General features: G+C 60.8%; 23 protein-coding genes and 1 tRNA gene. 14 read left to right on the top strand and 10 right to left on the bottom strand.

What is annotated here, in order from left to right:
* Positions 1-26 precede the first annotated feature (26 nt).
* The 4 genes from NIT7645_RS15760 to NIT7645_RS15745 are packed head-to-tail and all read left to right on the top strand — an operon-like array spanning position 27 to position 5,766.
* Positions 27-1,763 (top strand): glycerol-3-phosphate dehydrogenase/oxidase, encoded by a 1,737-nt coding sequence (locus tag NIT7645_RS15760; protein WP_008561904.1) that lies wholly within the window; start codon positions 27-29, stop codon positions 1,761-1,763.
* Positions 1,754-2,596, top strand: coding sequence for a class I fructose-bisphosphate aldolase (locus NIT7645_RS15755; RefSeq protein WP_008560665.1), 843 nt, complete (start codon positions 1,754-1,756; stop codon positions 2,594-2,596). The genes NIT7645_RS15760 and NIT7645_RS15755 overlap by 10 nt, the downstream gene beginning before the upstream one ends.
* Complete coding sequence (locus NIT7645_RS15750; protein WP_008560942.1) at positions 2,589-4,091, top strand: FGGY-family carbohydrate kinase; 1,503 nt, start codon at positions 2,589-2,591, stop codon at positions 4,089-4,091. Before NIT7645_RS15755 ends, NIT7645_RS15750 begins: the two co-directional genes overlap by 8 nt.
* 58 nt (positions 4,092-4,149) lie before the next feature.
* The gene (locus NIT7645_RS15745) at positions 4,150-5,766 is read left to right on the top strand and encodes a GMC family oxidoreductase (protein WP_008560841.1); all 1,617 of its coding nucleotides are present in this window, start codon (positions 4,150-4,152) and stop codon (positions 5,764-5,766) included.
* A gap of 57 nt (positions 5,767-5,823) precedes the next feature.
* Here NIT7645_RS15745 and NIT7645_RS15740 read toward each other — a convergent pair.
* A tRNA-Val gene (locus NIT7645_RS15740) sits at positions 5,824-5,898 on the bottom strand.
* A 114-nt stretch (positions 5,899-6,012) separates the two neighbouring features.
* Positions 6,013-6,468, bottom strand: a complete 456-nt coding sequence (locus NIT7645_RS15735; RefSeq protein WP_008559052.1) for an Lrp/AsnC family transcriptional regulator — start codon at positions 6,466-6,468, stop codon at positions 6,013-6,015.
* Positions 6,469-6,597: 129 nt separating this feature from the next.
* Between NIT7645_RS15735 and NIT7645_RS15730 the strand changes: the two genes are divergently transcribed.
* Both NIT7645_RS15730 and NIT7645_RS15725 read left to right on the top strand, forming a co-directional pair.
* On the top strand, positions 6,598-7,653 hold the full coding sequence (locus NIT7645_RS15730) for a Leu/Phe/Val dehydrogenase (protein WP_008560042.1): 1,056 nt from the start codon (positions 6,598-6,600) through the stop codon (positions 7,651-7,653).
* A 242-nt stretch (positions 7,654-7,895) separates the two neighbouring features.
* Positions 7,896-8,168 (top strand): YrhK family protein, encoded by a 273-nt coding sequence (locus tag NIT7645_RS15725; RefSeq protein WP_008560522.1) that lies wholly within the window; start codon positions 7,896-7,898, stop codon positions 8,166-8,168.
* Positions 8,169-8,349: 181 nt separating this feature from the next.
* Here NIT7645_RS15725 and lon read toward each other — a convergent pair whose 3' ends face one another.
* The 3 genes from lon to tgt all read right to left on the bottom strand — a co-directional run bounded on the left by lon (position 8,350) and on the right by tgt (position 12,453).
* The gene (gene lon, locus NIT7645_RS15720; protein WP_008563282.1) at positions 8,350-10,764 is read right to left on the bottom strand and encodes an endopeptidase La; all 2,415 of its coding nucleotides are present in this window, start codon (positions 10,762-10,764) and stop codon (positions 8,350-8,352) included.
* Between the two features lie 274 nt (positions 10,765-11,038).
* Positions 11,039-11,191, bottom strand: coding sequence for a hypothetical protein (locus NIT7645_RS19555; protein ID WP_008559840.1), 153 nt, complete (start codon positions 11,189-11,191; stop codon positions 11,039-11,041).
* A 131-nt stretch (positions 11,192-11,322) separates the two neighbouring features.
* Entirely contained in the window at positions 11,323-12,453 is a 1,131-nt protein-coding gene (gene tgt, locus NIT7645_RS15715; protein WP_008560749.1) for a tRNA guanosine(34) transglycosylase Tgt, read from the bottom strand.
* A gap of 69 nt (positions 12,454-12,522) precedes the next feature.
* Between tgt and rimK the strand changes: the two genes are divergently transcribed.
* From rimK to NIT7645_RS15700, 3 genes are all read left to right on the top strand, one after another.
* Positions 12,523-13,932 (top strand): 30S ribosomal protein S6--L-glutamate ligase, encoded by a 1,410-nt coding sequence (gene rimK, locus NIT7645_RS15710; protein ID WP_008559048.1) that lies wholly within the window; start codon positions 12,523-12,525, stop codon positions 13,930-13,932.
* 78 nt (positions 13,933-14,010) lie between these two features.
* A complete protein-coding gene (locus NIT7645_RS15705) occupies positions 14,011-14,904 on the top strand; it encodes an SPFH domain-containing protein (protein ID WP_008561972.1) in 894 nt (297 codons plus the stop codon).
* Positions 14,901-15,182, top strand: a complete 282-nt coding sequence (locus NIT7645_RS15700) for an NfeD family protein (RefSeq protein ID WP_008561948.1) — start codon at positions 14,901-14,903, stop codon at positions 15,180-15,182. The genes NIT7645_RS15705 and NIT7645_RS15700 overlap by 4 nt, the downstream gene beginning before the upstream one ends.
* Before the next feature lie 52 nt (positions 15,183-15,234).
* On the opposite strand, the gene NIT7645_RS15695 is transcribed toward NIT7645_RS15700, so the two are convergent.
* Together NIT7645_RS15695 and NIT7645_RS15690 are read right to left on the bottom strand one after the other, a co-directional pair.
* Positions 15,235-16,290 (bottom strand): DUF418 domain-containing protein, encoded by a 1,056-nt coding sequence (locus NIT7645_RS15695; protein WP_050687493.1) that lies wholly within the window; start codon positions 16,288-16,290, stop codon positions 15,235-15,237.
* 39 nt (positions 16,291-16,329) lie between these two features.
* Entirely contained in the window at positions 16,330-18,342 is a 2,013-nt protein-coding gene (locus NIT7645_RS15690) for a calcium-binding protein (protein WP_050687491.1), read from the bottom strand.
* Between the two features lie 165 nt (positions 18,343-18,507).
* Between NIT7645_RS15690 and NIT7645_RS15685 the strand changes: the two genes are divergently transcribed.
* The 5 genes from NIT7645_RS15685 to tpiA all read left to right on the top strand — a co-directional run bounded on the left by NIT7645_RS15685 (position 18,508) and on the right by tpiA (position 22,448).
* On the top strand, positions 18,508-18,870 hold the full coding sequence (locus tag NIT7645_RS15685) for an SUF system Fe-S cluster assembly protein (RefSeq protein WP_050687489.1): 363 nt from the start codon (positions 18,508-18,510) through the stop codon (positions 18,868-18,870).
* A gap of 27 nt (positions 18,871-18,897) precedes the next feature.
* Positions 18,898-19,449 carry a sugar O-acetyltransferase gene (locus NIT7645_RS15680; RefSeq protein WP_207383208.1) on the top strand — a complete coding sequence of 184 codons (552 nt, stop codon included), beginning with the start codon at positions 18,898-18,900 and terminating at the stop codon, positions 19,447-19,449.
* Positions 19,450-19,512: 63 nt separating this feature from the next.
* Positions 19,513-20,823 (top strand): glycerophosphodiester phosphodiesterase family protein, encoded by a 1,311-nt coding sequence (locus NIT7645_RS15675; protein ID WP_008562173.1) that lies wholly within the window; start codon positions 19,513-19,515, stop codon positions 20,821-20,823.
* A 71-nt stretch (positions 20,824-20,894) separates the two neighbouring features.
* Entirely contained in the window at positions 20,895-21,254 is a 360-nt protein-coding gene (locus NIT7645_RS15670; protein ID WP_008561193.1) for a HesB/IscA family protein, read from the top strand.
* 444 nt (positions 21,255-21,698) lie between these two features.
* Positions 21,699-22,448 carry a triose-phosphate isomerase gene (gene tpiA / locus NIT7645_RS15665; RefSeq protein ID WP_008559861.1) on the top strand — a complete coding sequence of 250 codons (750 nt, stop codon included), beginning with the start codon at positions 21,699-21,701 and terminating at the stop codon, positions 22,446-22,448.
* Between the two features lie 213 nt (positions 22,449-22,661).
* Here tpiA and NIT7645_RS15660 read toward each other — a convergent pair whose 3' ends face one another.
* From NIT7645_RS15660 to NIT7645_RS15650, 3 genes are all read right to left on the bottom strand, one after another.
* The gene (locus NIT7645_RS15660; RefSeq protein WP_008561068.1) at positions 22,662-24,038 is read right to left on the bottom strand and encodes a TRAP transporter large permease; all 1,377 of its coding nucleotides are present in this window, start codon (positions 24,036-24,038) and stop codon (positions 22,662-22,664) included.
* Complete coding sequence (locus NIT7645_RS15655) at positions 24,038-24,715, bottom strand: TRAP transporter small permease (RefSeq protein ID WP_008562644.1); 678 nt, start codon at positions 24,713-24,715, stop codon at positions 24,038-24,040. Before NIT7645_RS15655 ends, NIT7645_RS15660 begins: the two co-directional genes overlap by 1 nt.
* Positions 24,716-24,824: 109 nt before the next feature.
* Positions 24,825-25,826, bottom strand: coding sequence for a DctP family TRAP transporter solute-binding subunit (locus tag NIT7645_RS15650; protein ID WP_008559009.1), 1,002 nt, complete (start codon positions 25,824-25,826; stop codon positions 24,825-24,827).
* Positions 25,827-26,217: the final 391 nt, after the last annotated feature.

The raw sequence follows: 26,217 nt of genomic DNA, 5'->3' as shown, positions 1-26,217 counted from the left end.
TCCCGGCGAACGGAAGAGACTTGCCCATGACCCGACAGGACGACTTCGACCGCATCCGCCAGAATGGCGACTTTGACGTCCTTGTCATTGGGGGCGGGATCAACGGCCTTGGCGTTTACCGGGATCTGTCGCTGCAGGGGCTGCGCGTGCTTTTGGTGGAAAAACACGATTTCTGCTCCGGCTGCAGTGCTGCCCCCTCCCGGATGATCCACGGCGGGCTGCGCTACCTTGAAAACGGCGAATTTGATCTGGTCCGGGAATCTCTGGCCGAGCGGGACGCCCTTTTGCGCAACGCACCACATCTGGTGCAGCCCCTGCCGACCACCATTCCGCTGACCACGCATCTGTCCGGCCTGTTCAACGCCGCAATCAGCTTTTTCGGCTGGGCGGGTCGTCCGGCCCAACGCGGTGCGCTCCCTGTGAAGGTGGGCCTGTCGCTCTATGATTTTGTCACCCGCAAGCGCCGCCAACTGCCCCCCCACCGCTTTCGTACCGCGCGCGCAACCCATCGCAAGTGGCCTGCTCTGATGCAGGATCTGCGCTATTCCGCGACCTATTATGATGCGTGGATCTCCATGCCCGAACGCCTGGGGATCGAGCTGATCCGCGACACAAGGCACGCGGCCCCGCACTCCATCGCGCTGAACTACGCCGAGGCCCGCCCCATTGGGGACGGATTTGAAATCTGCGACCGGGAAAGCGGCCTGAGCCATGCGATCCGCCCCAAACTGATCATCAACGCCTCGGGGGCGTGGCTGGACGAGGTACGCCATAGTCTTGCCCCCCCGAAACCGGGAAACATCGGCGACCGCAGACCGCTGGTTTCCGGCACCAAGGGGTCACATCTCATCCTTGACGCGCCAGAGCTGTTCCGGGCGCTGGATGGGCATATGATCTTTTTCGAAAATGCCGATGGCCGGGTTTGCATCGTGTTTCCCTATCTCGGCAAAGTGCTTGCAGGCTCCACCGATATTCGCGTCGACACTGTCGGGCGGACCCGCTGCGAAGACAGCGAACGCGACTATATTCTGGCCTCGCTGCGCCGCGTCTTTCCCGATCTGGCCCTTACGCCCGATCAGGTCGTCTTCAGCTATAGCGGCATCCGTCCCCTGCCCCGCAGCGATCAGGAATTCACCGGGCGGATCTCACGCGGCCACTTCACCCATCGGATCGACGGGGACATCCCCCAAATCTGCATGGTGGGTGGCAAATGGACGACCTTCCGCGCCTTTGCCGAACAAACCGCAGACGAAGCGCTGGAGATGCTTGGAACAGCGCGCAAATGCTCCACGCAGGATTTGCCGATTGGGGGGGGGCGCGATTTTCCGCGCGATCACGCAACCCTTGCCGCCACATTGGCGCAGACCTTAGGACTGGGCCAAGAACGTGCCCACCACCTTGCCCAGACCTACGGCACCTCTGCCCACGAACTGCTGCGCCAATGTTCGCTGCAATCAGCCCCCCTGCCCCAGGACGCGGATCAGGCTGTCAGCAGCGGCGAAATCGACTGGTTCGTGACCCATGAATACGCCCGCCACCTCTCTGATGTGGTCCTGCGCCGCACCAGCCTGGCCATCACCGGTCGGATTTCCCTGCCGATGATCCAGGACATCGCCATGCAGATGGCAAAGACACTCGGCTGGAGTGGCGACACCACCCAGACAGAAATCGAAACCCTCATCACCGAGCTGCACCAATATCACGGCGTCAGCGCCGAAATGCTCGCACAAAGATCAAGACCAAGGAGTACCCAATGCGCCTAAGCACCAAAGCCCGCATGAACCGTCTTTTCACCCACGGCGGTTGCCTCGACGTGGCGATCGATCACGGGGTCTGCAATGAACCCAGCTTCATGGTCGGACTGGAAGACATGCCGGCCGTCATGAACACGCTAATCGACGCCCGCCCGGACGCCATCCAATGCGCCTATGGTCAGGCCGATCTGCTGCAAAGCCGTCCGGAAAAGGACAAACCAGCACTGGTCATGCGCATCGACATGGGCAACCCCTACAATGACCAGCGTCACCGTGTGATGTGGTCGATGCTGCAAAACGCAGACGAGCCGATCATTGGTGCCCTAGAAATGGATGCCGCCGCGGTTGTTGTGAACCTGTTCATGCTGCCGGACGAGCCGGAACTGTTTCGCCAATGCGTCGAAAACATCTCGCGCGTGCGCGCAGCCTGCCACAAATACGGCATGCCACTGATGATCGAACCGCTGGTCATGCTGCCCAATGACGTGCGCGGCGGCTATCAGGTTGATGGCAACGCAGAGAAAATCGTCACCCTCACCCGTCTGGCAAGCGAGATGGGCGCAGACATCATCAAGGCCGACCCGACCGAAAACCCCGAAGACTTTCACCGCGTAATCGAAGCAGCGCGGGTGCCAGTCCTTGTGCGCGGCGGCGGCAAGGAAGACCTCAAGACCGTGCTGATGAAATCGGCCGCTCTGATGGCGCAGGGCGCAAAAGGCATGGTCTATGGCCGCAATATCTATCAGCATGACAACCCAAAGGCCGTCGTGTCCGCTCTCATGGCGATGATCCATCAGGGCGCAAGTGGCGAAGAAGCATGGGATATCTACAACCGTGGCTGACACTAGCGAATATCTGTTGGGGCTGGATGCCGGCAACACCGTGATCAAGGCCGTCCTGTTTGATACGGACGGCCACCAGATCGCCATGGCGGCCCTTGATGGGGCCTCCCAAACACCTGCCCCCGGTCAGGTAGAGCGCGATCTGGATGAACTGTGGGACAACGCCCGCCAGGCCATCCGCGCCTGCATCACCAAGGCCGGGATCCGGCCAGAGCAGATCCGCGCCATTGGCTGTGCGGGCCACGGCAATGGTCTGTATCTCATTGACCGAGCGGGAGAGCCGGTCATCGGCATCCAGTCCCTTGATACCCGCGCCAGCGCGCTTGCTGCGCAGCTGGACGTAGAGGCAGGCGATGCGCTGCACGAAATCTGCCTGCAGTCGCCCTGGCCCTCGCAGACTCCGGTTCTGCTGGCCTGGGTTAAGCAAAACCGCCCCGATCTCTATAGCCGCGCGGCGACCTTGCTGATGTGCAAGGATTTCGTGACCTTCCGGCTCACCGGGCAGCGGCGCAGTGATCTCTCCGACATGTCGGGCTGCGGGCTGCTGCGCCTGCCTCAGGCCCGTTATGACAGCGACCTGCTCGCGCTCTACGGCCTTGAAGACGCCGCCGCCCTGCTCCCCGATCTGGCGGACCCGGCCGATATCATCGGCACCGTCACCCAAGAGGCCGCCGCCAGCACTGGCCTGGCCGAAGGCACACCGGTGATTGCAGGGTATTTCGACGTGGTATCCAGCGCGATGGGCTCTGGTGTGGTGGAACCGGCAGAGGCTTCTATCATCGCGGGCACCTGGAGCATCAATCAGGTCTTTTCCAAGGAACCGGTGCGCAACCGCGATGTCTTCATGGTCGCAGCCTTTGGCGCAGGCCGGTATCTCAATATCGAATCCAGCGCAACGTCAGCGGCCAATCTGGAATGGTACGTCCGCGAATTCGTCGAACGCGGCGGCCATCACGATGATCCCTTCGGCTACTGCAATGCCCGCGTCCAAGAAATCACACCGGCGGCGGATGACCCGCTTTTTCATCCCTTCCTTTATGGCTCGCGCGAGGGAGCATCCTTTCGGGCCGGATTTTACGGCGTGGCCGGCTGGCACGGAGAAGGCCACATGTTACGCGCCCTGTTTGAGGGGGTGATGTTTGAACACCGCCGCCACATCGAAGTGCTGCGCGCAGCCGGCGTCACCTTCGACAACGCAGCCCTGTCGGGAGGCGGCGCACGCAGCCCGGTCTGGCCACAGATTTTTGCCGATGGTCTGGGCGTACCCGTTCGCGTCGCAGAAGCGCAGGAAACCGGGGCGCTTGGCGCGGCGATTGGCGCCGGGGTCGGTACCGGACTGTTTGGTGACTACGAAAGCGGCCTGCGCCAGATGGTCCGCACCCGGCAGACCTTTGTCCCCGACCCGGACATGGCCGCGCATTACGAAACCCGCTACCGCCGTTACCTCGCGCTTCGCGACGCCCTTCGCCCGCTATGGGCCGAAACGCATCTCTGACCCACAAGAGAGCAACAGACAGAGCGACCCTCCGCCCCCGCTGCAGGACATCACAGCAATGACAACGACCCAACCGCACGATCGCGGCGACTACGACTATATCATCATCGGCGCAGGCACTGCGGGCTGCGTTCTTGCCAACCGGCTCAGCGCGGACCCCAAAAACCGCGTCCTGCTCTTGGAGGCAGGCGGATCGGACAATTACCATTGGGTCCATATCCCGGTCGGCTATCTCTATTGCATCGGCAATCCGCGAACCGACTGGATGATGAAAACCGCGCCGGAACCGGGGCTGAACGGGCGCAGCCTCGCCTACCCGCGTGGCAAGGTGCTGGGGGGCTGCACCTCGGTCAACGGCATGATCTACATGCGCGGCCAGTCCAGCGACTACGACCTGTGGCGCCAGCTGGGCAATCCCGGCTGGTCTTGGGAGGACGTGCTGCCCTATTTCCGCAAATCCGAAGACCACCACGCAGGCAAAACCGCCCTGCACGGGGGTGGCGGCGAATGGAAGGTCTCGCGGCAGAAATTGAAATGGGACATCCTTGATGCCGTCCAGGAAGGCGCAAAGGAGTTCGGCATTCAGCCGCGCGCCGATTTCAACGACGGCAACAACGAAGGCTCTGGCTTTTTCGAAGTGAACCAGAACAACGGCGTGCGCTGGAACACCGCCAAGGCCTTTTTGCGCCCCGCCAGAAACCGCAGCAACCTGCGCGTCCTCACCCATGCAGAAACCCGCCAGATCCGACTGGATGGCAAACGGGCAGAGGCGGTGATCTTTCACCACAAGGGCCGCAACTGTGTCGCGCGCGCACGCCGCGAGGTGCTGTTGGCAGCAGGTGCAATCAACTCGCCAAAGATCCTTGAACTCTCCGGCATCGGCAATGGTGATCTGCTGTCCTCACTCGGGATCGCGCCGCTGCATGATCTGCCGGGGGTTGGCGAGAACCTGCAGGACCATCTGCAGATCCGCACGGTTTTCAAGGTGAAGAACGCCAAGACACTGAACACATTGGCCAATTCCACACTCGGCAAGCTGAAGATCGGCGCGCAATATGCGTTCAATCAAAGCGGGCCAATGTCGATGGCGCCCAGCCAATTCGGCATGTTCACCAAATCCGACCCCTCGCTCGAAATGCCCGATCTGGAATATCACGTCCAACCCCTGTCCACCGACAAACTGGGGGATCCGCTGCATCCCTTCCCGGCGATCACTGTCTCGGTCTGCAACCTGCGCCCGCAAAGCACCGGCAGCTGCCATATCGCCACGCCGGACAGCAGCCGTCAGCCTGACATTCGCCTGAACTATCTCTCCAGCGAAAACGACAAACGCGTAGCCGTTGCCTCAATCCGCCAGGCCAGAGAGATCATGACCGCAAAGGCGCTTGCCAAACATGAGCCTGAGGAAATCCTGCCCGGCCCCAAGATCCAGAGCGATGCCGATATTCTGGAGCAAGCGGGAAATATCGCCACCACCATCTTTCACCCCGTCGGCACCTGCCGCATGGGCACCGATCCCGCCGCCGTGGTTGACCCGCAGCTGCGCGTCAATGGGATTTTCGGGCTAAGGGTTGTCGATGCCTCAATCATGCCAAGGATTGTCTCGGGCAACACCGCCTCGCCGGTCATCATGATCGCAGAAAAAGCCGCCGACATGATCCTGTCAGGCCAATGACATCAGCACAAAACCACGCAACAGCGACCGCTGTGACACAAGACAAATTGGGGAGGATGGTGGGTGATAAGAGATTTGAACTCCTGACATCTTCGATGTGAACGAAGCGCTCTACCACTGAGCTAATCACCCGTGAGGGCGGTATTACCGGGCGGGCTTCTGCGCTGCAAGAGGGAGGGCGCAAAAATTTTCGGTCGCGGGCAAATTTCTGCCCCGCCCCTGCCCGCGCGGGAAACCGCCGTGCCCCTAGCCCAGCGGCAGTTGGTTGCGATCAATCATGGTGCGCAGCGTAAAGCTGGAGCGCGTGTTGCGAATACCGGGCACCCGCATCAGGCGGTGCTCAAGAAACTGGTCGAAATCCGTCAGATCCCGCGCCACCACGCGCAGCAGAATATCCCGGCTACCCGTCATCAGATAGCACTCCATCACCTGATCGAACCGCCGCACCGCCGCCTCGAACGCCTGCAGCGCTTCGGTGGATTGCCGTTCCAGCTCGACCGCGACAAAAATCGTCACCGGAAGCCCAACCTCCGCCTGATTGACCCGCGCCGAATAACCCGAAATCACCCCCCGATCTTCGAGGTTGGCCACTCTGCGCGCACAGGGGGTCGGCGACAGCCCAACGGCCTCTGCAAGGTCTGCGATCTTCATCCGGCCATTGTCCTGCAAGGCGGCAAGGATCTTGCGATCGATCTGATCCACGATTTTCCTCCAATAGGTGCGGCCAAGATAGCGGAAACCTCCAAATCTGGCAATTCATACGCGTGAATTTGGCGAAAACCGGCAAACAGCTGGTGGTAATCTCTGTCGAAACGGAGGAGCACCCCACCCATGACACTCACACTCACCCCTGTCGCCACACCGACGCATGAAGAAATCTACCGCGTCGAAGACGCCTCTGTTGGGCTGACCGGCTTTATCGCCGTCCATTCGACCCTGCTGGGTCCGGCGGCGGGTGGGCTGCGCATGCGCCCCTATGACAGCGCCGAGGACGCGCTGGTCGACGTGCAGCGTCTGTCCGAGGGCATGACCTACAAAAATGCCGCTGCGGGCCTCGCCCTTGGTGGCGGCAAGGCGGTGATCATCGGTGATCCCGCCAAGGACAAGACCCCCGAGCTGCTGCGGGCTTTTGCCCGTGCCATCGACAAGCTGGACGGCCGCTACATCACCGCCGAAGACATGGGCATGAGCCCGACCGACATGGCGATCCTGGCCGAGGAAACGAACCATGTTGCCGGTCTTTCGGATGGTGAATTTGCCTCTGGCGACCCCTCGCCGATCACCGCGCGGGGCATTTTCAACGCGATCCGTCAGACCTGGGCGCATAAAACCGGCAGCGACAGTCTCAAGGATGTAACCATTTCCGTGCAGGGGCTTGGTCACGTTGGCTGGTATCTCTGCGATTTCCTCAACAAGGCAGGCGCAAAACTGGTGGTCACGGATGTCAACACCACCCAGGTCGCGCGCGCAGTCGAGCGCTTTGGCGCCACGGCAGTCACCCCGGATCAGATCTATGCGGTTGAGGCAGACATCTTTGCCCCCTGCGCCATCGGCGGGATCCTGAACGCAACCACCATCCCCCAGCTCAAGGTCGCTGTTGTTGCGGGTGGGGCGAACAACCAGCTTGCCACCGCTGAAGATGGTCAGGCGCTGCATGCCCGTGGCATCCTTTACGCCCCGGATTTCGTTGCAAATGGCGGCGGCATCATCAATGTCGCGACCGAGATCCTCAAGATCGGCAACCGCAACGCCTATGTTGCAGAGCGCCTTGATGCGCTGGTGGTGACACTTGACGCCATCCTGAAACAGGCAACCGCCGAAGATACCAGCCCGGATGCCGTGGCCATCGCAACCGTCCAGGCCAAGATGGCGCCAAAGGCAGCCTAGACCAGACCATTCGACGGGCCCCGCCCTGCGCGGCCCATCGGATCAACCCCGCCGCGCAAGAGCCGGCGCCAGACGGAAGAGCCCGAAACATCGGGAACAAGAATAAAACCTTATCCGGGCGGCCCCAATGGGGTCGCCCTTTTTCATGCCAGCAGTGTCCAGACGCCGGAAGCTGAACCAATCGCGCGCCCGCGCGTTAAGATGAAAAGCCACCAAACCAGACCAAAGCGACGGAGGACAAGATGGCCCTGTTTCACCCCGACAATCGCAACCGCAGTGACCGCCACAAAAAGATCTACGCATATTGCGAAATCGCCTACACCTTTGTCGATGTCTCTGCGGCGCTGCTGTTTGTGGTGGGCTCTATCCTGTTTTTCAATGATGCGACCGTGACCATCGGAACCTGGCTGTTCCTGATCGGCTCAATCCTCTTCGGCATGCGCCCTACGATCAAATTATACCGTGAAATCATGTATATCCGCCTTGGCGACTATGAGGATGTCGCAGGCAAATAGGGCCGCAGGACAGGACCGAAACCGCCTGTCACAGTTTTCCAGCTCGCACAGTTCGCCCGCTCGCACGGCTTGGCTGTCGGGCCGGCACTTGCACAGAGACATGCAAAAGGGCGACCCAGAGGGCCGCCCTTTGCGTTTAGTCCATTGCGTTCAGTTCAATGCGCTCAGATCAAACTGGCGATCAATGTGCCGTTGCGCTGGCGCTGTCATCAGACGCGCCCAGTGCCGCCTTGGCGGCTGCCGCGGCCTCTTCTGCATCCTCGTCCCATTCAATGGGCTCCGGCTGCGAAACAAGCGCGTGCTTCAGCACTTCGGACACATGGCTGACAGGGATGATTTCCAGCCCCTCTTTCACGTTATCCGGGATATCCGGCAGGTCCTTTTCGTTTTCCTGCGGGATCAGCACGGTCTTGATGCCGCCACGCAGCGCCGCCAGCAGCTTCTCCTTGAGACCACCAATCGCGGTTGCATTGCCACGCAGGGTGACCTCGCCGGTCATGGCGATGTCCTTGCGCACCGGGATTTGCGTCAGCACCGACACAATACCCGTCACCATAGCAAGGCCCGCGCTCGGCCCGTCCTTGGGGGTGGCCCCATCCGGCACGTGCACGTGAATGTCCCACTTGTCAAAGCGCGGCGGCTTGATGCCCAACTGCGGAGAGATGGAGCGCACATAGCTAGATGCCGCCTCGATCGACTCCTTCATGACATCGCCCAGCTTGCCGGTGGTCTTCATCCGACCCTTGCCCGGCAGGCGCAGCGCCTCGATGCTCAGCAGCTCACCACCGACCGAGGTATAGGCAAGGCCGGTGACGACACCCACCTGATCCTCTTTCTCGGCCAGACCATAGCGGTACTTTGCAACCCCAAGAAAATCATCAAGATTTTCTGGCGTAACCGTAACGCTTTCGGTCTCTTTCTTGACGATCTTGGTCAGCGATTTCCGCGCCACCTTGGCAATTTCACGCTCCAGGTTCCGCACGCCCGCCTCGCGGGTGTAGGTGCGGATCACCTCGGTCAGCGCCTCATCGGTCAGCTCGAACTCCTTGGCCTTCAGACCGTGGTTCTTCACCTGCTTGGAAATCAGGTGCTGCTTGGCGATCTCGCGCTTTTCGTCCTCGGTGTAGCCGGACAGCGGAATGATCTCCATCCGGTCCAACAGCGGCCCAGGCATGTTGTAGCTGTTCGAGGTGGTCAGGAACATCACGTTCGACAGGTCATATTCCACTTCCAGATAGTGGTCCATGAAGGTCGCGTTCTGTTCCGGATCCAGCACTTCCAGCATCGCCGAGGCAGGGTCGCCACGGAAATCCTGCCCCATCTTGTCGATCTCATCGAGCAGGATCAGCGGGTTGGTGGTCTTTGCCTTTTTCAGCGCCTGAATGATCTTGCCGGGCATGGACCCGATATAGGTCCGGCGGTGGCCACGGATCTCGCTTTCGTCACGCACCCCGCCCAGGGAAATGCGGATGAACTCACGCCCCGTTGCCTTGGCCACGGATTTACCAAGCGAGGTTTTACCAACACCCGGAGGGCCAACAAGGCACAGGATCGGGCCCTTCAGCTTGGCAGAGCGCTGCTGCACCGCGAGATATTCGACAATGCGTTCCTTGACCTTCTCCAGACCATAGTGGTCGGCATCCAGAATGTCCTGCGCCCGGCTCAGGTCCTTTTTGACGCGGGATTTGGTGCCCCACGGCAGCGCCAGGATCCAGTCGAGGTAGTTGCGCACAACTGTGGCCTCGGCGGACATGGGCGACATGTTCTTGAGCTTCTTCAGCTCGCCTTCGGCCTTTTCGCGCGCCTCTTTGGACAGCTTGGTTTCCGCGATCTTCGCTTCCAGCTCGGCCACCTCGTTAGAGCCGTCCTCGCTGTCGCCCAGCTCCTTCTGAATGGCCTTCATCTGCTCATTCAGGTAATACTCGCGCTGGGTTTTCTCCATCTGCGATTTGACGCGGGTCTTGATCTTCTTTTCGACCTGCAGAACCGACAATTCGCCCTGCATCAGGCCATAGACCTTTTCAAGACGCTCGGACACCGACAGCGTTTCCAGCAGCTCCTGCTTGCGGTCCACTTCGATGCCCAGATGGCCGGCCACAAGATCCGCCAGTTTGGCAGGTTCGGTGGTCTCACCCACGGCAGAAAGCGCCTCTTCGGGGATGTTCTTGCGGACCTTCGCATAGCGCTCGAACTCGTCGCCAACGGTGCGCAGCAGCGCCTCGACAGTGGTGACGTCACCGGGAATTTCGCTCAGGTATTCTGCGCGCGCCTCAAAGAAGCTGTCGTTTTCCAGATATTCGGTGATCTTGACGCGGGCGTGGCCTTCAACCAGCACTTTGACAGTGCCATCAGGCAGCTTCAGCAGCTGCAGAACATTGGCCAGCACGCCGACATTGTAGATGCCATCGGACTGGGGATCGTCCTCGCCGGGATCGATCTGACTGGACAGCAGGATCTGCTTGTCATCGGCCATCACCTCTTCCAAGGCGCGCACCGATTTGTCCCGCCCGACGAACAGCGGCACGATCATGTGGGGAAAGACCACGATGTCGCGCAGCGGCAGGACGGGATAGGATGAATTGAGTGGCTCTTGCATACTCGGTCCTTTGGTTTGGCAAGACGCCCCCACCCCGGTTATCGGCAGCTACGGCGCGTCTCCTCTTTGGAATTGTTATCTGGTGCAGCGCTTGTCACATTTCAACCGCCGTGCCTCAAGGTTGGGATCACATTGCCCGCTGCGCCAGCGGACCACAAGGCACCAAATCGACAGAAGGTTCCCAAAAGGTGAAAGGCGGCCCTGTCAGAGCCGCCCTTTTGCGCGTTTCTTGCAAAAACCTGCCTTTTCGCCCCTCAAAGGCGCAAAAACCGGCCTATTTCGTCGCCGTTTGTGTCAAATGAGTCAGGCTGCCACCTTTGCCTGCATGGGCCTCGCCATCATCCAGCAACGCAAAAATCGCCACACCAGCCGCCAGCAGAACCATCAGCGAGCAATGCGCAAGTCCGGTTGAAACAGTCTCATTCATCGGGTCTCTCCACTCCACTCATTCCAGTACGCCTCCCACTTCAGCGCGCGTTTGTGGCGCAAAAGTGTTCGGCGCTGGACCGGCCAGTGAACATTCCCTCAACTTTGACTTAACGCTGGCAGCGATGCCCCCTAAAGCCGCTCAATATCGCCTTGCGCGCGGGTGTCGTGAAAATCCTTTTGCCAGGCTTCAAACGTGCCCGCCGCAATCGCCTCGCGCATTCCGCCCATGATCTCCTGAAAGTAATGCAGGTTGTGCCAGGTCAGCAGCATGCCGGAGATCATCTCGTTGGAGCGGAACACATGGTGCAGGTAGGCGCGGGAATAGTTGCTGCACGCCGGGCAGGAGCACTTCTCATCGAGCGGGCGCGGGTCGTCCTGGTGGCGGGCGTTCTTGATGTTCACCACGCCATAGCGGGTAAACGCCTGACCCGTGCGGCCAGAACGAGACGGCAGCACACAGTCCATCATGTCGATCCCGCGCGCCACCGCGCCGACGATATCATCGGGTTTGCCCACGCCCATCAGGTAGCGCGGCTTGTCCTCGGGCAGGAAACCCGGGGCGTAATCCAGACAGTCGAACATCGCCTCCTGACCCTCGCCCACCGCAAGACCGCCAACGGCATAGCCCTCAAAACCGATCTTCTTCAGCGCCTCGGCGCTTTCTTCGCGCAGGTCTTGCTCCAGCCCGCCCTGCATGATCCCAAAGAGCGCATGGCCCGGACGGTCCCCGAACGCCTCGCGCGACCGCTCGGCCCAACGCATGGACAGGCGCATTGATTCAGCAATGCGGTCGCGGTCCGCAGGCAACGCGGGACATTCGTCGAAACACATCACGATGTCAGACCCCAACAGCCGCTGGATCTCCATCGAGCGTTCCGGCGTCAGCTCGTGTTTGGAGCCATCCACATGGGATTTGAAGGTCACGCCCTTCTCGGTCAGCTTGCGCAACCCCGCCAGCGACATCACCTGAAAGCCGCCGCTATCCGTCAGGATCGGGCGTTCCCAGTTCATGAACTTGTGCAAGCCCCCCAACCGGTCGATGCGTTCCGCCGTCGGGCGCAGCATCAGGTGGTAGGTATTGCCGAGCAAAATGTCGGCGCCGGTCAAGCGCACGCTTTCAGGCATCATGGCCTTCACGGTTGCAGCAGTGCCAACCGGCATGAAAGCAGGCGTGCGGATCTCGCCACGCGGGGTATTGATGACACCTGTACGTGCCTTACCGTCGGTTGCCTTCAGTTCGAAGTTGAAAAGCTCTGCCATCTCGTATTCCTGCCGTTACCATGACACCGGCAATCCGGTGATTCCCCCTAATGCCAAGGAGCCCCGCGCATGTCCACAGCAGACCAGGCGCCAACATTGAAACTCGGATGGGAAGAATGGGTCGGCCTGCCCGATCTCGGCCTGCCTGCGTTGCGGGTCAAGGTCGACACAGGGGCCCGCACCTCGTCGCTCCATGCCACCGAAATCGAAACCTTCGGGCCGCAGAACGCCCCCAAGGTCCGCTTTCTCGTGCATCCCATTCCGGGTCAGTTCGATCTTGCGATCCCCTGCTCCGCCGTGATCAAGGACCGTCGCGATGTGACCTCCTCCAATGGCGAGAGCGAGCTGCGCTATGTGATCGAAACCAACCTGGCGATTGCCGGGCACCAGTGGCCGATCGAACTGACGCTCACCGACCGCAGCGGCATGGCGCTTCATATGCTGCTTGGCCGTCAGGCGCTGACCGACAATATCAGCGTCGTGCCTGCCGAACGGCTCTGCCAGCCAGAACTGGATTACTCGGTCTATTCCTCCGCCAGCATCCGCAAATCCGCCCCCAAACGGGCGCTGCGCATCGCTGTTCTTAGCCGCGAAGACAATTATTCCACCCGCCGCCTCGTCGAAGAGGGCGAGGCGCGGGGTCATACGGTTGAGGTCATCAATACCACCCGCTGTTATATGGCAATCAATGCGCTGGCGCCGGAAATCCACTATGACGGCAAACGCCTGCCCCGCTATGACGCCGTGATCCCGCGCATCGGCGCATCCATCACCCAATACGGCACCGCGCTTTTGCGGCAGTTCGAAACGCTGGGCACATTCTGCGTCAACGGCTCTGACGGCATCACCGCCAGCCGCGACAAGCTGCACGCCCATCAGGTGCTGGCACGTCACCGGATCGGCATGCCCTCCACCGCCTTTGCCGCCTCGCCCAAGGACACCGCAAACCTGATCAATATCGCAGGCGGTGCGCCCCTGATCGTCAAGCTGCTGGAGAGCACCCAGGGCAAAGGCGTGGTTCTGGCCGAAACCAAGAAAGCGGCGGAAAGTGTCATCACCGCCTTCCGTGGGCTCAAGGCAAACTTTCTCGTGCAGCAATTCGTCAAGGAAGCCGCAGGCGAGGACATCCGCTGCCTTGTCGTCGGCTCGCGGGTTGTCGCGGCAATGAAACGCTCAGGGGCTGAGGGGGATTTTCGCTCCAACCTCCATCTCGGCGGCAGCGCCACATCCGTGCGCATCAGCAAGGAAGAGCGCGCCACCGCCGTGCAGGCCGCCCGCGCCTTTGGGCTCAATGTGGCGGGTGTGGATCTGCTGCGTTCGGAAACCGGCCCAAAGGTGCTGGAGGTGAACTCCTCCCCCGGTCTTGAGGGGATCGAACGCACCTCCACAAAGAACATCGCCGGGCTGATCTACGACGAAATCGAGAACCGCGTCCGCCCCACCCCACTGCGCCGCCGCATTGCGCCGGCCTCCTCGTGACAGATCACAAGATCTTGAAAATCAACCGCGCGACACCCAAATGCATACCATAGCATACATTCATTGAAGGACACCCGCATGAGCGAAGACCTTATCCTCAGCCTGATTGGCGAGAACATCATTTTCCTTCTCGGCGCCCTCCTGTTGGTCATTCTGGTGGTCAAAGGCGTGCGCATCGTGCCGCAATCCGAGAAATACGTGGTTGAGCGGTTTGGCCGTCTGCACGCCGTGCTTGGCCCCGGCATCAATTTCATCGTCCCGCTTCTGGATTCCGTGGCGCATAAGGTGTCGATCCTCGAACGCCAGTTGCCGAACGCGACACAGGACGCCATCACCAAGGACAACGTGCTGGTGCAGATCGACACCTCCGTCTTCTACCGCATCCTTGAGCCGGAAAAGACCGTTTACCGGATCCGCGACGTGGATGGCGCTATTGCCACAACGGTTGCAGGCATTGTCCGCGCAGAGATCGGCAAGATGGATCTGGACGAAGTGCAGTCCAACCGCTCGCAACTGATCGCACAGATCCAGAAAAGCGTGGAAAGCGCCGTGGATGACTGGGGCATTGAGGTCACCCGCGCCGAAATCCTGGACGTGAACCTCGATCAGGCTACTCGTGATGCGATGCTGCAGCAGCTCAATGCCGAACGCGCCCGCCGCGCCGAAGTCACCAAGGCCGAGGGCCAGAAACGTGCGGTCGAACTGGCGGCTGATGCCGAACTATATGCAGCCGAACAAACCGCCAAGGCCCGCCGCATTCAGGCCGACGCCGAAGCCTACGCGACCGAAGTGGTGGCCAAGGCGATTGCGGAAAACGGTCTGGAGGCAGCCCAGTATCAGGTCGCGCTGAAGCAGGTCGAGGCGTTGAACGCGCTCGGCGATGGCGATGGCAAGCAGACCATTCTGGTGCCAGCCAACGCGCTGGAGGCCTTTGGCAACGCCTTCAACATGCTCAAAGGCCCCGGCAAATGACCGCGCTCTGGGAATTGTGGTGGGTCTGGGTAGCGGCCGCCATCGGCCTTGCCATCATAGAGGTCCTGGCGCCGGGCTTCCTGTTCCTCGGCTTTGCCATCGGTGCAGCCATCACCGGCCTTCTGGTCGCCCTCAGCGCCGCAGGCAGCATGACATTGCCCGTGCTCCTGCTGGTCTTTTCCGGGCTTTCTCTGGTGGCGTGGCTTGTTCTGCGCCGCAGTTTCAAGGGGCCAAAAGGCCAGGTCAAAACATTCGACCACGACATCAACGACGGCTGATCGCCACCAAACAGGCTGCCCCCCTGGCGGCCTGTTTTCTTTGCGCGCGGTCCTATCCGGCGATCCGACGCATCGCCGCCTCAATCGGCCCCCGTTTGAGCAACCGCGCCCACAACACCGCATAAACCGTGGCCACGGCACAAAACACCAGCGCCGCCATCAGCGCCTCTTGCACGCTGCGCCCGCCCAAAAGGCCCAGCGCCTCAAGCGCTCCCATCCCCAGAACGATATGCGCAATATATAGCGTCAGCGTCTGACGCCCCGCAGGCACCAGCAGCGACACCAGCCCAACCCGCGCCAGCGGACCCGCCAGCAGCAGGCAGGCGCCAACCACAGCTGCGGCAGCTCCACAGCCCGCGACAAAGTAAAAGACCGTCGCAGGCACCGGATCAGTGCCTGCCAGCGCTGCCAGTTCAGGATCTATCGACGCCAAGACAGGCGCCAGCATGCTGCTGCCCGCCTCAGCCAGCGCAACAGCCAGAACACCGCCCAGCACCAGCCACAACTGAACCGCCCGCTGTGCCAGCGCCTGACGGCTCAGCAGCACCCCAAACACCAGAAACCCAAGCCAGGGCACAACCGGATGCCAGCCATTGAAAAACAGGTTCCGCACAACCCCCGCCGCTGTCCAGAAATCCGCATAGTGATAGCTCTGCCAATCCCACCCCTGATCGAAATCAAGGCTCAGGATCATGACCAGCGCGAGCCCGTTCAGCCCAGCCATGACCGCGATCAGCCCCGCAGAACTCAGCCGCAGCAGGGCAACGCCAAAGACAAAGTAAACCGCGTAGTAATGCAGGATATCTGCTTCGAATATCGTCATGTTCACAAGGCCAAGCGCCAGAAGAAACAGCGCCCTGCGCAACGTCACCGCGCCCGTCTGCGCCAGCCCGGCCTGCCCTGCAAGCCCCAGACCGATGCCTGCCAGCACCACAAAGGTGGCCGCTGCCCGCCCCTCGATCGCAGAGGTCACAGCAGCCGCCAGCCCCGCGCCCCCTTCGGCGCCCATCGCAATCTTGAAATTGACGATGACCATCCCAACAAAGGCAACATATCGCGCCAGATCCAGCCCCAAGAGCCGGTCCGCGCCGCTTGATGGGCGCGTCATGCCGCTGCCCTCTTGGCGCGTCTTGTCACAAATCCGGCCTCAGAACAGGAAATCGCCACTGTCCAAGAGATCAGCATCCACGCCCTCCAGCACCACAGATCCCCCGGCCCAGCTGATACGCGCGCCATCGCCCTGCTGTTCAATGGACAGATCGGCCATGCTCTGGCCTGTAAACTGCAGCCGGTCGAGCCCATCTGCGAAATCCTTGACCAGATCATCGCCATTTCGCCCCCGCGAAAAGACAAACACATCGCTGCCAACCCCGCCGCTCAGCACATCATTTCCGCGCCCGCCCGCCAGTCTGTCAGCGCCGAAGCCGCCCGCCAGCACATCGTGCCCTGCCTCGCCAAACAGCCTGTCGCGTCCGGCACCGCCCAAAAGCGTATCGCCATGGCTGCCCCCCTTCAGGGTGTCGTGGCCCGCACCTGCGCGCAGGGTGTCAAACCCCTGTCCACCACGCATAAGGTCACGACCAAAACCACCTGCCAGAACATCAGATCCCGCTTGCCCCAACAGGGTATCAGCACCGGCATTTCCGCTCAGTTGGTCGTGACCGTTGCCACCAGACAGGTAATCGCGACCGCGACCGCCGCTCAGACTGTCCCGCCCGACCCCGCCGATCAGATGGTCCTCACCCTCGTGCCCTGTCAGCACGTCATGGCCACCACGGCCCAACAGAGTGCTGCCCTCCGCCCGCGCGATGACCGTCTCGTCGCTGTCATCGCCCCACCAGACGTCACCGCCCTGTCCACCGCCGATCGGCGACAGGCTGTTTATCCTCGCGGTATGACCATCGGTTTCGCTGTAATCACTGGTGTAGATGACCACCCAATCGCCGCTTTCGCTCAGCGCGTAGAGAGAGAGGCCCCCGTCACTGCGAGCTGACGCATAGAGCGTTCCGTTCTGTACACCGTGGAGCGTTACATCCGGCGAGGGCAACTCCAACGGGACCAACTCGCCATTCCGGATCGCATAGGCCAGCCCTCTCGCGTCGGAGTTCATGTATTGGCGGACACCAGAGGTATCGAAATCGATAATTATGTCCGGCCAAGGAAGCCGTTCGTCGGCCCCCAGCCCGTTGACAGTTTCAATCGTTCCGGTCTCATCAATGCGATAAATGTCATCAGTGTCGTCACTTTTCACATAGATCTGCTCTCCCAGCCTGAACGACCGCAACAGCACTGCGCCATTCCCACGTCCCGGGACAAAATCGATCGCGAGCGAAAAACCATCTTCGGTCAGCCGGTACAACTCACGACCATAGGCATCATTCACAGCTGTGAAGTAATGCTCGCCATTCTGGGTAAACGCATAAGACGGAGAGCCATAGCCACCCCCCGGTGAATGATCGTCGAACAGGGACCAAACGCCGTCCTTCAGCTCCCACAGCTCCCGCCCGTAGGCGGACGTGTAAATCTGGGCAAAGAGGCGATCTTCAACCTGGTAGACATTGCTGACGCTCCACCCCGAAACACTTCGATCAAACTCGCCGTACTGGGTGTATCGTCCTGCAACAGGATCAATCTCAAACAGCCGCCCCCCATTTTCCCCATTGGCATCTGCGATCATGAGATAGGCGTCACCACGCCGACCCACAAAACGCGCATCAGCAAAACTGTCATATCCGGAAAAGAAGGTCGCAAAATGAGTCCAGGTCCCATCTGCGCGCAAAACCGTCGGGATAGCCTTTTTTCCGCCCGTGACGGCGACCACATAACGGTCACCACCCAGCCCACCAAAGGCCTTGTCAAAGTCAAAGAATGAAGGCCCATCCCCCGCCGCGATATCCGCAAACAGGCTGACGATGCTGGTCTTTGTATCCAGCGAATAGACTTCATACCCCAGGGTCTGCCCCGTCGCAGATGTCACCTCCCCAGAGATGAGCGTCTGACCAAATGCCTCATAGGGCGCGCTATAGGGCTTGAATTGCGCACCATTGGGGCCAGAAACCTGCGCGAACCCACCAGATGTGTCCTGGAAGTGAAACGCGGAAATCTCCTGCGTTCCGGGAAATCCGCGAAAGAAACTGCCGGACAGGCCCTTGATCCACATTTTGTCTGAAATCCACTTTTTCAAATTTGACGAAACACTATCCGCAACCTGAAGGGGAATGAACCCCCCAAACCCGGAACAGCCCCGCGTCCTGCCGTCATCCGCCACTGGACCCTCAGGGCCAGCTTCCCTATATAAACACTCAGGAAACGAACCGAGGCCCAAATGACCAACGCATCCGAGCCACTGGAAGGCACCCCCCTTATCGCCCCTTCTTCCGTGAACCATCCGCTGTTTGACGCGGTGGTAGAGGCGTGCCGCACGGTCTATGACCCTGAAATTCCGGTGAATATCTACGAACTCGGCCTGATCTACACGATCCACATCTCAGACGAGAACGACGTGCAGATCATCATGACCCTGACCGCGCCGGGCTGTCCGGTGGCAGGCGACATGCCTGGCTGGATCATCGACGCCGTCACCCCCGTTCCCGGCGTCAAGAGCTGCGATGTCGAACTCACCTGGGAGCCGCCCTGGGGAATGGAGATGATGTCAGACGAGGCCCGTCTCGAACTCGGCTTCATGTAGGCCGTGGCGCTCAGCGAAAAGCAAAAGATGCTATCGGGGGCGCTCTATGACGCGAGCGACCCCGAATTGGTGGCAGACCGCACCCATGCCCAGCAGGTGATGCGCGCCTATAACGCCACCATCGACGCCGAGGTCACAGTACGCCACAGCCTGCTGGACCAGCTGATCGGCAGCTATGGCACCCCCTGCGAATTGCGCGCGCCATTCTATGTGGACTATGGCCGCAACATTCACCTGGGTCGCGGCGTGTTCATGAATTTCGGCTGCGTGCTGCTCGACGTGTGCGAAATCCGCATCGGCGATGGCACCGAAATCGGCCCCTATGTCCAGATCCTGACCGCAGACCACCCTCGCGACCCCGCTGCGCGTGCCTCGGGACGGGAATTTGGCCGCCCGATCACCATTGGTGCTCAGGTCTGGATCGGCGGCGGTGCCATCATCCTGCCCGGTGTGACAATTGGGGACGGCGCGACCATCGGCGCTGGCGCGATCGTCACCCGCGACGTTCCTGCAGGGGCAACCGTCGCAGGCAACCCGGCCCGCCCAATCACCACTGGTCCAACCGGGACTGCAAGCTAGATACCACCAAGGCCGGAGCAACCGGCCCGTTTCATTTCCAAATTCCGTTTCCGACCGTTTCAGATGCGCGCCGCCATTTGCCCCGCGCCCCAAGATCAGGAGATTGCCCGCGTGCCCCGCCCCGTCTTTTGCAACAGAAGCCTTTCCATCAGCCTGTCCCTCGCCCTTGCGACGCTCACACAGCTGCCCCAGACCGCGGCGGCAGACAGCCCGTCAATCGCTCTCAGCTATGGCCAGCGCCCGGCCTATCTGGTGGATGCCCTCCCCGATGGCCCGCTGAAGACAAAACTGCAATCCTGCGCGCAGCAGACCCCCACGCCCACCGATTTCTCCATCGCCCACCGTGGCGCCCCGCTGATGTTTCCCGAACACACCGTCCAAAGCAACACAGCCGCCGCGCGCATGGGGGCGGGCATCCTGGAATGCGATGTCACCTTTACCAAGGATCTCGAACTGGTCTGTCGGCATGCTCAGAACGACCTGCACACAACCACCAACATCCTGACCACGGATCTGGCCGAGCGCTGCTACATGGGGTTTGAACCGGCCACCGACAGCGCCCCCGCCAGCGCCGAATGCCGCACAAGCGACCTCACCCTCGCCGAATTCCAGAGCCTCACCCCGAAATTCGACAGCCGCGACCCAAAGGCCACCACCCCCAGCGCCTATCAGCAGGGCCTCGCCCCCTGGCGCAGCACGCTTTACGGAAACGGCGCCACGCTGATGACCCATGCCGACAGTGTTGCGCTCTTTCGTGATCTGGGGGTGAAATTCACCCCCGAGCTCAAGGCGCCCGCCGTGCAGATGCCCTTCAACGGGATGACCCAGGAGAACTATGCCCAGAAACTGATCGACGCATATGTCGAGGCAGGCATCCCGCCACAGGACGTCTGGGTGCAGAGCTTTGACCTCAGCGACATCAAATACTGGATCGAACACACGCCGGACTTTGGCAAACAGGCGGTCTATCTCGATGATCGCTTTGCCCGCCACGATGACGACGAAGGCAAACTGGACCCGATGGACCCGGCCAGCTTCCGCCCCAGCATGGCAGAGCTGAAAGAGATGGGCGTCAACTACATCGCCCCGCCGATCTGGATGCTGCTGACGCTGAAGGACGGCCAGATGGCGCCCTCTCCCTATGCGATCCAAGCCCGTGAGGCAGGGCTGAACATCATCACCTGGACGCTCGAACGTTCCGGCCCCCTGCACAATGGCGGCGGCTGGTACTACCAGTCGGTGGCCGAGGCCATCACCTCGGACGCAGCCACCTATCAGGTACTGGATGTGCTGGCACAGGATGTGGGCGTCGTGGGCGTGTTTTCCGACTGGCCCGCAACGGTCACCTATTATGCCAATTGCATGGGGCTGTGATCCGCTCCCCTCTTGAGCCGCAGCCCCACACCCCCTAAATTACGCAGTAACGCGCGACATTGGAGTATGAAATGTTCGGTATCCCCGGCAAACAAGCGGTCACAATCACCGACAAGGCGGCCGCTCAGATCGCCAAACTGATGGACAAGGGTGGTCATTCCGGCCTGCGCATCGGCGTCAAAAAGGGCGGCTGTGCGGGCATGGAATACACCATGGAATATGTGGACGAAGCCGACCCCAACGACGAGGTTGTCGAACAGGATGGCGCCCGTGTCCTGATCGCCCCCATGGCGCAGATGTTCCTCTTTGGGACCGAAATCGACTATGAGGTCTCGCTTCTGGAAGCCGGGTTCAAGTTCAACAACCCCAATGTGGCAGAGGCCTGTGGCTGCGGCGAATCCATCAGCTTCAAGGACATGCCCGCAGGCTGACCCATCTGCGCGGCGCCGTGCTTGCCCTTGGACAGACACTTGGCTGGCACTTCACTGGACTGGCACCACACTGGACCAACACCGCACTGGACTGACCCCACTGGACTGGCCCGCCGCTCAGCTGGATCCACACAGTCTTGCAAGCTTGCGACAGCATCAAACCAGATTGAAACGGGACGGATTCCCCATCCGTCCCGTTTTTCGTGCGATGGCCTTGCCGCGCGCAAACCCTCCATCCACCACGCCCCACCCTGTAATGACCTTCGGACGGCTTCGGCCTGGTTACTTTGGTCTGGGCACTGGGGGCGAATGACTGTTGTCTGATGATTGCCTTCTGGCGAATTGTTCTGCCCCGGCAAGGATGCTACCAACAGCGCTAACAGGGCCAAGGCCCGCCCCCTCAACGCTGAATGACACAGCAGAAAACCCAAGGGAGATCACCACATGCGGCGCAAACTTGCAGCAGGCAATTGGAAAATGAACGGAACCGCAGCTGCGCTTGATGAGCTGGCCGCCCTGGCAGAGGCCACCCGCGAAGCCCGCGCTGAGGTGCTGATCTGCCCACCTGCCACGCTTCTGTCACGTGCCGCCGATCGCCTGTCCGCCAGCCATGTCACCCTCGGCGGGCAGGACTGCCACGCCGCAACCTCCGGTGCCCATACCGGTGACGTCAGCGCCGAAATGCTGCGCGATGCCGGCGCCAGCGCGGTGATCCTCGGCCATTCCGAACGCCGCGCCGATCATGGCGAAACCGACGCCGAGGTCCGCGCCAAGGCCGAAGCCGCCATTGCCGCCGGGCTCACTGCGGTGATCTGTGTGGGCGAAACCCTCGAAGAGCGCGAAAACGGCAAGACCCTTGATGTGGTACGCAGCCAGCTCGACGGCTCGCTCCCCGATGACAGCACCGGTGACACCGTGGTGGTTGCCTATGAACCGGTCTGGGCCATCGGCACCGGCAAGGTGCCCACGGTTGCCCAGATCGCAGAGGTGCACAATGACCTGCGCAACAGCCTGATCCAGCGCTTTGGCGGCGAGACAGCCAATGCCATCCGCCTGCTCTATGGCGGGTCTGTCAAAGCCTCCAACGCCGATGACATCTTTGCAGTGGCCCATGTGGACGGCGCGCTTGTGGGCGGCGCCAGCCTCAAGGCCGCCGATTTTGCCCCCATCACCGCCGCGCTCGACGCCAGCTGAGGCGCAGCTGAGTATTTAAGGGAAAGATGACAAGACCAGGCGCACCGCCGCATCGTCATCTTTCCACAAATACTCTGGGGTGAATGCGCGCCCGCGCAGAGGGGCAAAGCCCCTTTTTCTTCGCCCAGCCCCCTGATCCCAAACAAAAAAGGCGCCCCGGTCTCCCAGGGCGCCTTACTCGTTATCCACTCATACGAACCTGCCGATGCCGGCCTACTTGGTAATGATCTCCGGCCCCATGACCGCATTGGGCAAAACGGTCGACAGCCAGGGGATATAGGTAATCATGATGAGGAAGACGAAGAGCACCGCCAGGAACGGCAGAGCCGCCTTCACCACGCCCATCATCGGCATCCCCGCCACGCCCGAAGTCACGAAGAGGTTCAGCCCCACCGGCGGTGTGATCATGCCGATTTCCATGTTGACCACCATGATGATGCCCAGATGGATCGGATCGATCCCCAGTTCGATGGCAATCGGAAACACCAGCGGCGCCACGATTACCAGAAGACCCGAGGGCTCCATGAACTGACCGCCAATCAGCAGGATGACATTCACCACAACCAGGAACATCACCGGGCCGAAACCTGCCGACAACATCGCATTAGCGATATGCTGCGGCACTTGCTCATCTGTCAGCACATGCTTCAGGATCAGCGCATTGGCAATCACGAACAGCAGTGTGACGGTCAGCTTGCCCGCCTCAAACAGCGTGTGTTTCGTATCGCTGTGGAAAAAGGCGGTGATCAACGCATGCGGCTTCTTCAGCAGCGGCGTCTTTGCCTCCCCTTCGCCATTGGACAGCGGGCCCATGTCTTTATAGACAAAGCACGCAATGAAGAAGGCATAGACCGCCGCAACAGCTGCGGCCTCGGTGGGGGTAAAGATCCCGCCATAGATGCCGCCCAGAATGATGACGATCAGGAACAGGCCCCAACCGGCCTCACGCGCTGAGGTAAAGATCTCTCCCCAGCCGAGCCACTCACCCTTGGGCAGGTTCTTGACCTTGGCCATCACATAGATGGTCACCATCAGCATCAAGCCCGCCATCAGGCCCGGAATGACACCCGCAAGGAACATCCGCCCGACAGAGACTTCGACCGCAGCCGCATAGACCACCATGACGATGGAGGGCGGGATCAGGATGCCCAGCGTGCCTGCGTTACAGATCACACCGGCCGCGAATTCCTTGGTATAGCCCACCTGACGCATGCCTGCGATCACGATAGAGCCAATCGCCACCACGGTTGCAGGGGAGGAGCCGGACAGGGCGGCAAACAGCATACAGGCAAAAACACCCGCAATCGCCAGACCACCCGGCAGATGGCCAACACAGGCGATGGAAAACCGGATGATCCGTCGCGCCACGCCACCCGTCGTCATGAAGGACGACGCAAGGATAAAGAACGGGATCGCCAGCAGCGTGAAATGCCCCTCAAAGGCCTCAAACAGCGTGCCTGCAACCGATGCCAGCGAGCTGTCGGAATAGATCAGCAGGAACAACGTCGAGCTGAGGCCAAGCGCCACCGCAATCGGCACCCCGATCAGCAACAGGCCAATGACCATGGAAAACAGCAGTACAACGTCCATCAGTCGTGCTCCCCGCGCTGCGCCTGTACTTCGGCGATCTCATCTTCAACTTCGTGGCTCGCCACCAGACGGTCTGTCTCTCCCCGCAGGATCTGCAAGGCCGCCTGCGCAAAGCGCACCACCAGCAACAGCATCGACACTGGCAACACCAGATACGGCACCACCTTGGGCAGCTTCTCGTAGGCGTCGCCATAGTTGATCAGATCTTCGAGAAAGCGCAGAAAGCTCACCATCGGCACATCCTGCACCTCATAGAAACTCTGGCTGCGGGCCTTCATGTCGAACCCCGTCGGGAACCAACGCCCCGAGGTGGGCGGCAGATCTGCAAAGACCGCCCAATAGTCATAGGCGCCTTTCAGCAGCAGCAGCGAAAACACCAGGCAGCAGGTCACAGAAATGAGTCCGATGACCCGGCGCGCCGGAGGGGCCAGCATGTTCAAAACCGCATCCACCCCCAGATGGGCATGGACCTTGACCGCATAAGACGCCCCCAACAGCACCAACCAGGCAAAGAGAAACACCGTCAGCTCAAGCGCCCACAGGATATTGGAATTAAAGACAAATCGCGCAATCACATTGGCAAAGGTGATCAGAGCCATCAGGCCCAGCAACAGCGCGATCAGGGTTTCTTCGAGCTTATGGATAAAGCCGCTCGGGCCAGGTTTTGCCCCCGCCATCTTTCTCTCCCCGACATGTTTGGAAACTGGATATCGGGGCCGATCCGCCGCCGATAGGTTGGGGCGGGCGCATCATGGCGCCGGCCCCTGATTTCATTTGATTGCGGGCTTACATGCCTGCGTTGATGGCCTGCGCCGCGTCGATCATGTCCTGACCCACGTCACCTGCGAACTTGTCCCAGACCGGCTTCATTGCATCGACCCAGGCCGCGCGCTGCTCCGGTGTCAGCTCGCGCACAACACCACCGGCATCGATGATGGCCTGACGCGCCTCACCGTTCACCTTGGTGGATTCGGCGTTCCGCGTCGCGGTAACTTCGCCCAGGATGGTCAGGAACTGGTCGCGCACTTCCGGCTCCAGGCTGTCGAGCCAGTCGACAGAGGTCACCACCAGATAATCCAGCGCACCGTGGTTGGTTTCGGTCACACCATCCTGCACCTCAAAGAACTTCTTGCCGTAGATGTTGGACCAGGTGTTTTCCTGCCCGTCCACAACACCCTGCTGCAGCGCGCCGTAGACTTCGGAAAAGGCCATTTTCTGCGGGCTGCCACCGATGGCTTCCATCTGGGCGACCAGCACGTCAGACGACTGCACGCGGAACTTCAGACCATTGGCGTCAGAAGGCTCGATCAGCGGCTTGTTGGCCGACATCTGCTTCATGCCATTGTGCCAATAGGCCAGGCCCTGCAGGCCGCGGCGCTGCATGGAATCCAGCATCGCCTGACCGTTTTCAGACGCCTGGAAGGCATCAACCGCATCGATGTTCTTGAACATGAACGGCAGGTCGAACAGGCGGAACTGCTTGGTGAACTTTTCAAACTTCGACAGGCTCGGCGCGGCCAGCTGGACATCGCCCTGCAGCATCGCTTCCAGCACCTTGTTGTCGTTGTACAGCGTGGAGTTCGGATAGACCTCCAGGCACATGGTGCCGTTCATCTCTTCGTTGATGCGCTTTTCCAGCAGCGAGGCGGCAATCCCCTTGGGGTGCTTGTCGGTGTTGGTCACATGGCTGAACTTGACGACGATTTCGCCATCATCACAGGCCGCCATTGCGGTCCCGGCACTCATGGTCAGCGCCACAGCGGTGGCGGCAGCAGTTACGAATTTCATGTCTTTCCTCCCGGAATTTCTCCATAGCCTCCGCCAAGGCGAAGACCCCAGATGCAGCATCACGGGCCTGCGCCCTCTGCTCAAGGGTTCCGTGCCGCCCTTGAAAAAATCTAAATTCCCGTGGAAAAACCGATGCTTACGCAGCGCACCTCAATGGCAAACCCGCCCGCTGTCACTAAGCTGTGCGATTTCCCGCACAAGGCTGCTGCCAACATGTGCGAAAATCCGCACACCCTGTTAGCGCTGGACATTTCTGCAAACGGAATCAGCGCCCGTCATCTTTCCACAAATACTCAAACCCCGCCGCGCGCAGCAAAATGACCGGATGCCTGCCGGGTGTTGCCTGGGCTGCGCACGCATTGGACGCGATCTGTTCATTCGGGTCTGTCAG

It is taken from the genome of Phaeobacter italicus (assembly GCF_001258055.1).
GTDB classification, from domain to species: domain Bacteria; phylum Pseudomonadota; class Alphaproteobacteria; order Rhodobacterales; family Rhodobacteraceae; genus Phaeobacter; species Phaeobacter italicus.
Note: the sequence above shows the minus strand (reverse complement) of the source record. Positions and strands in the feature narration are given on the sequence as shown.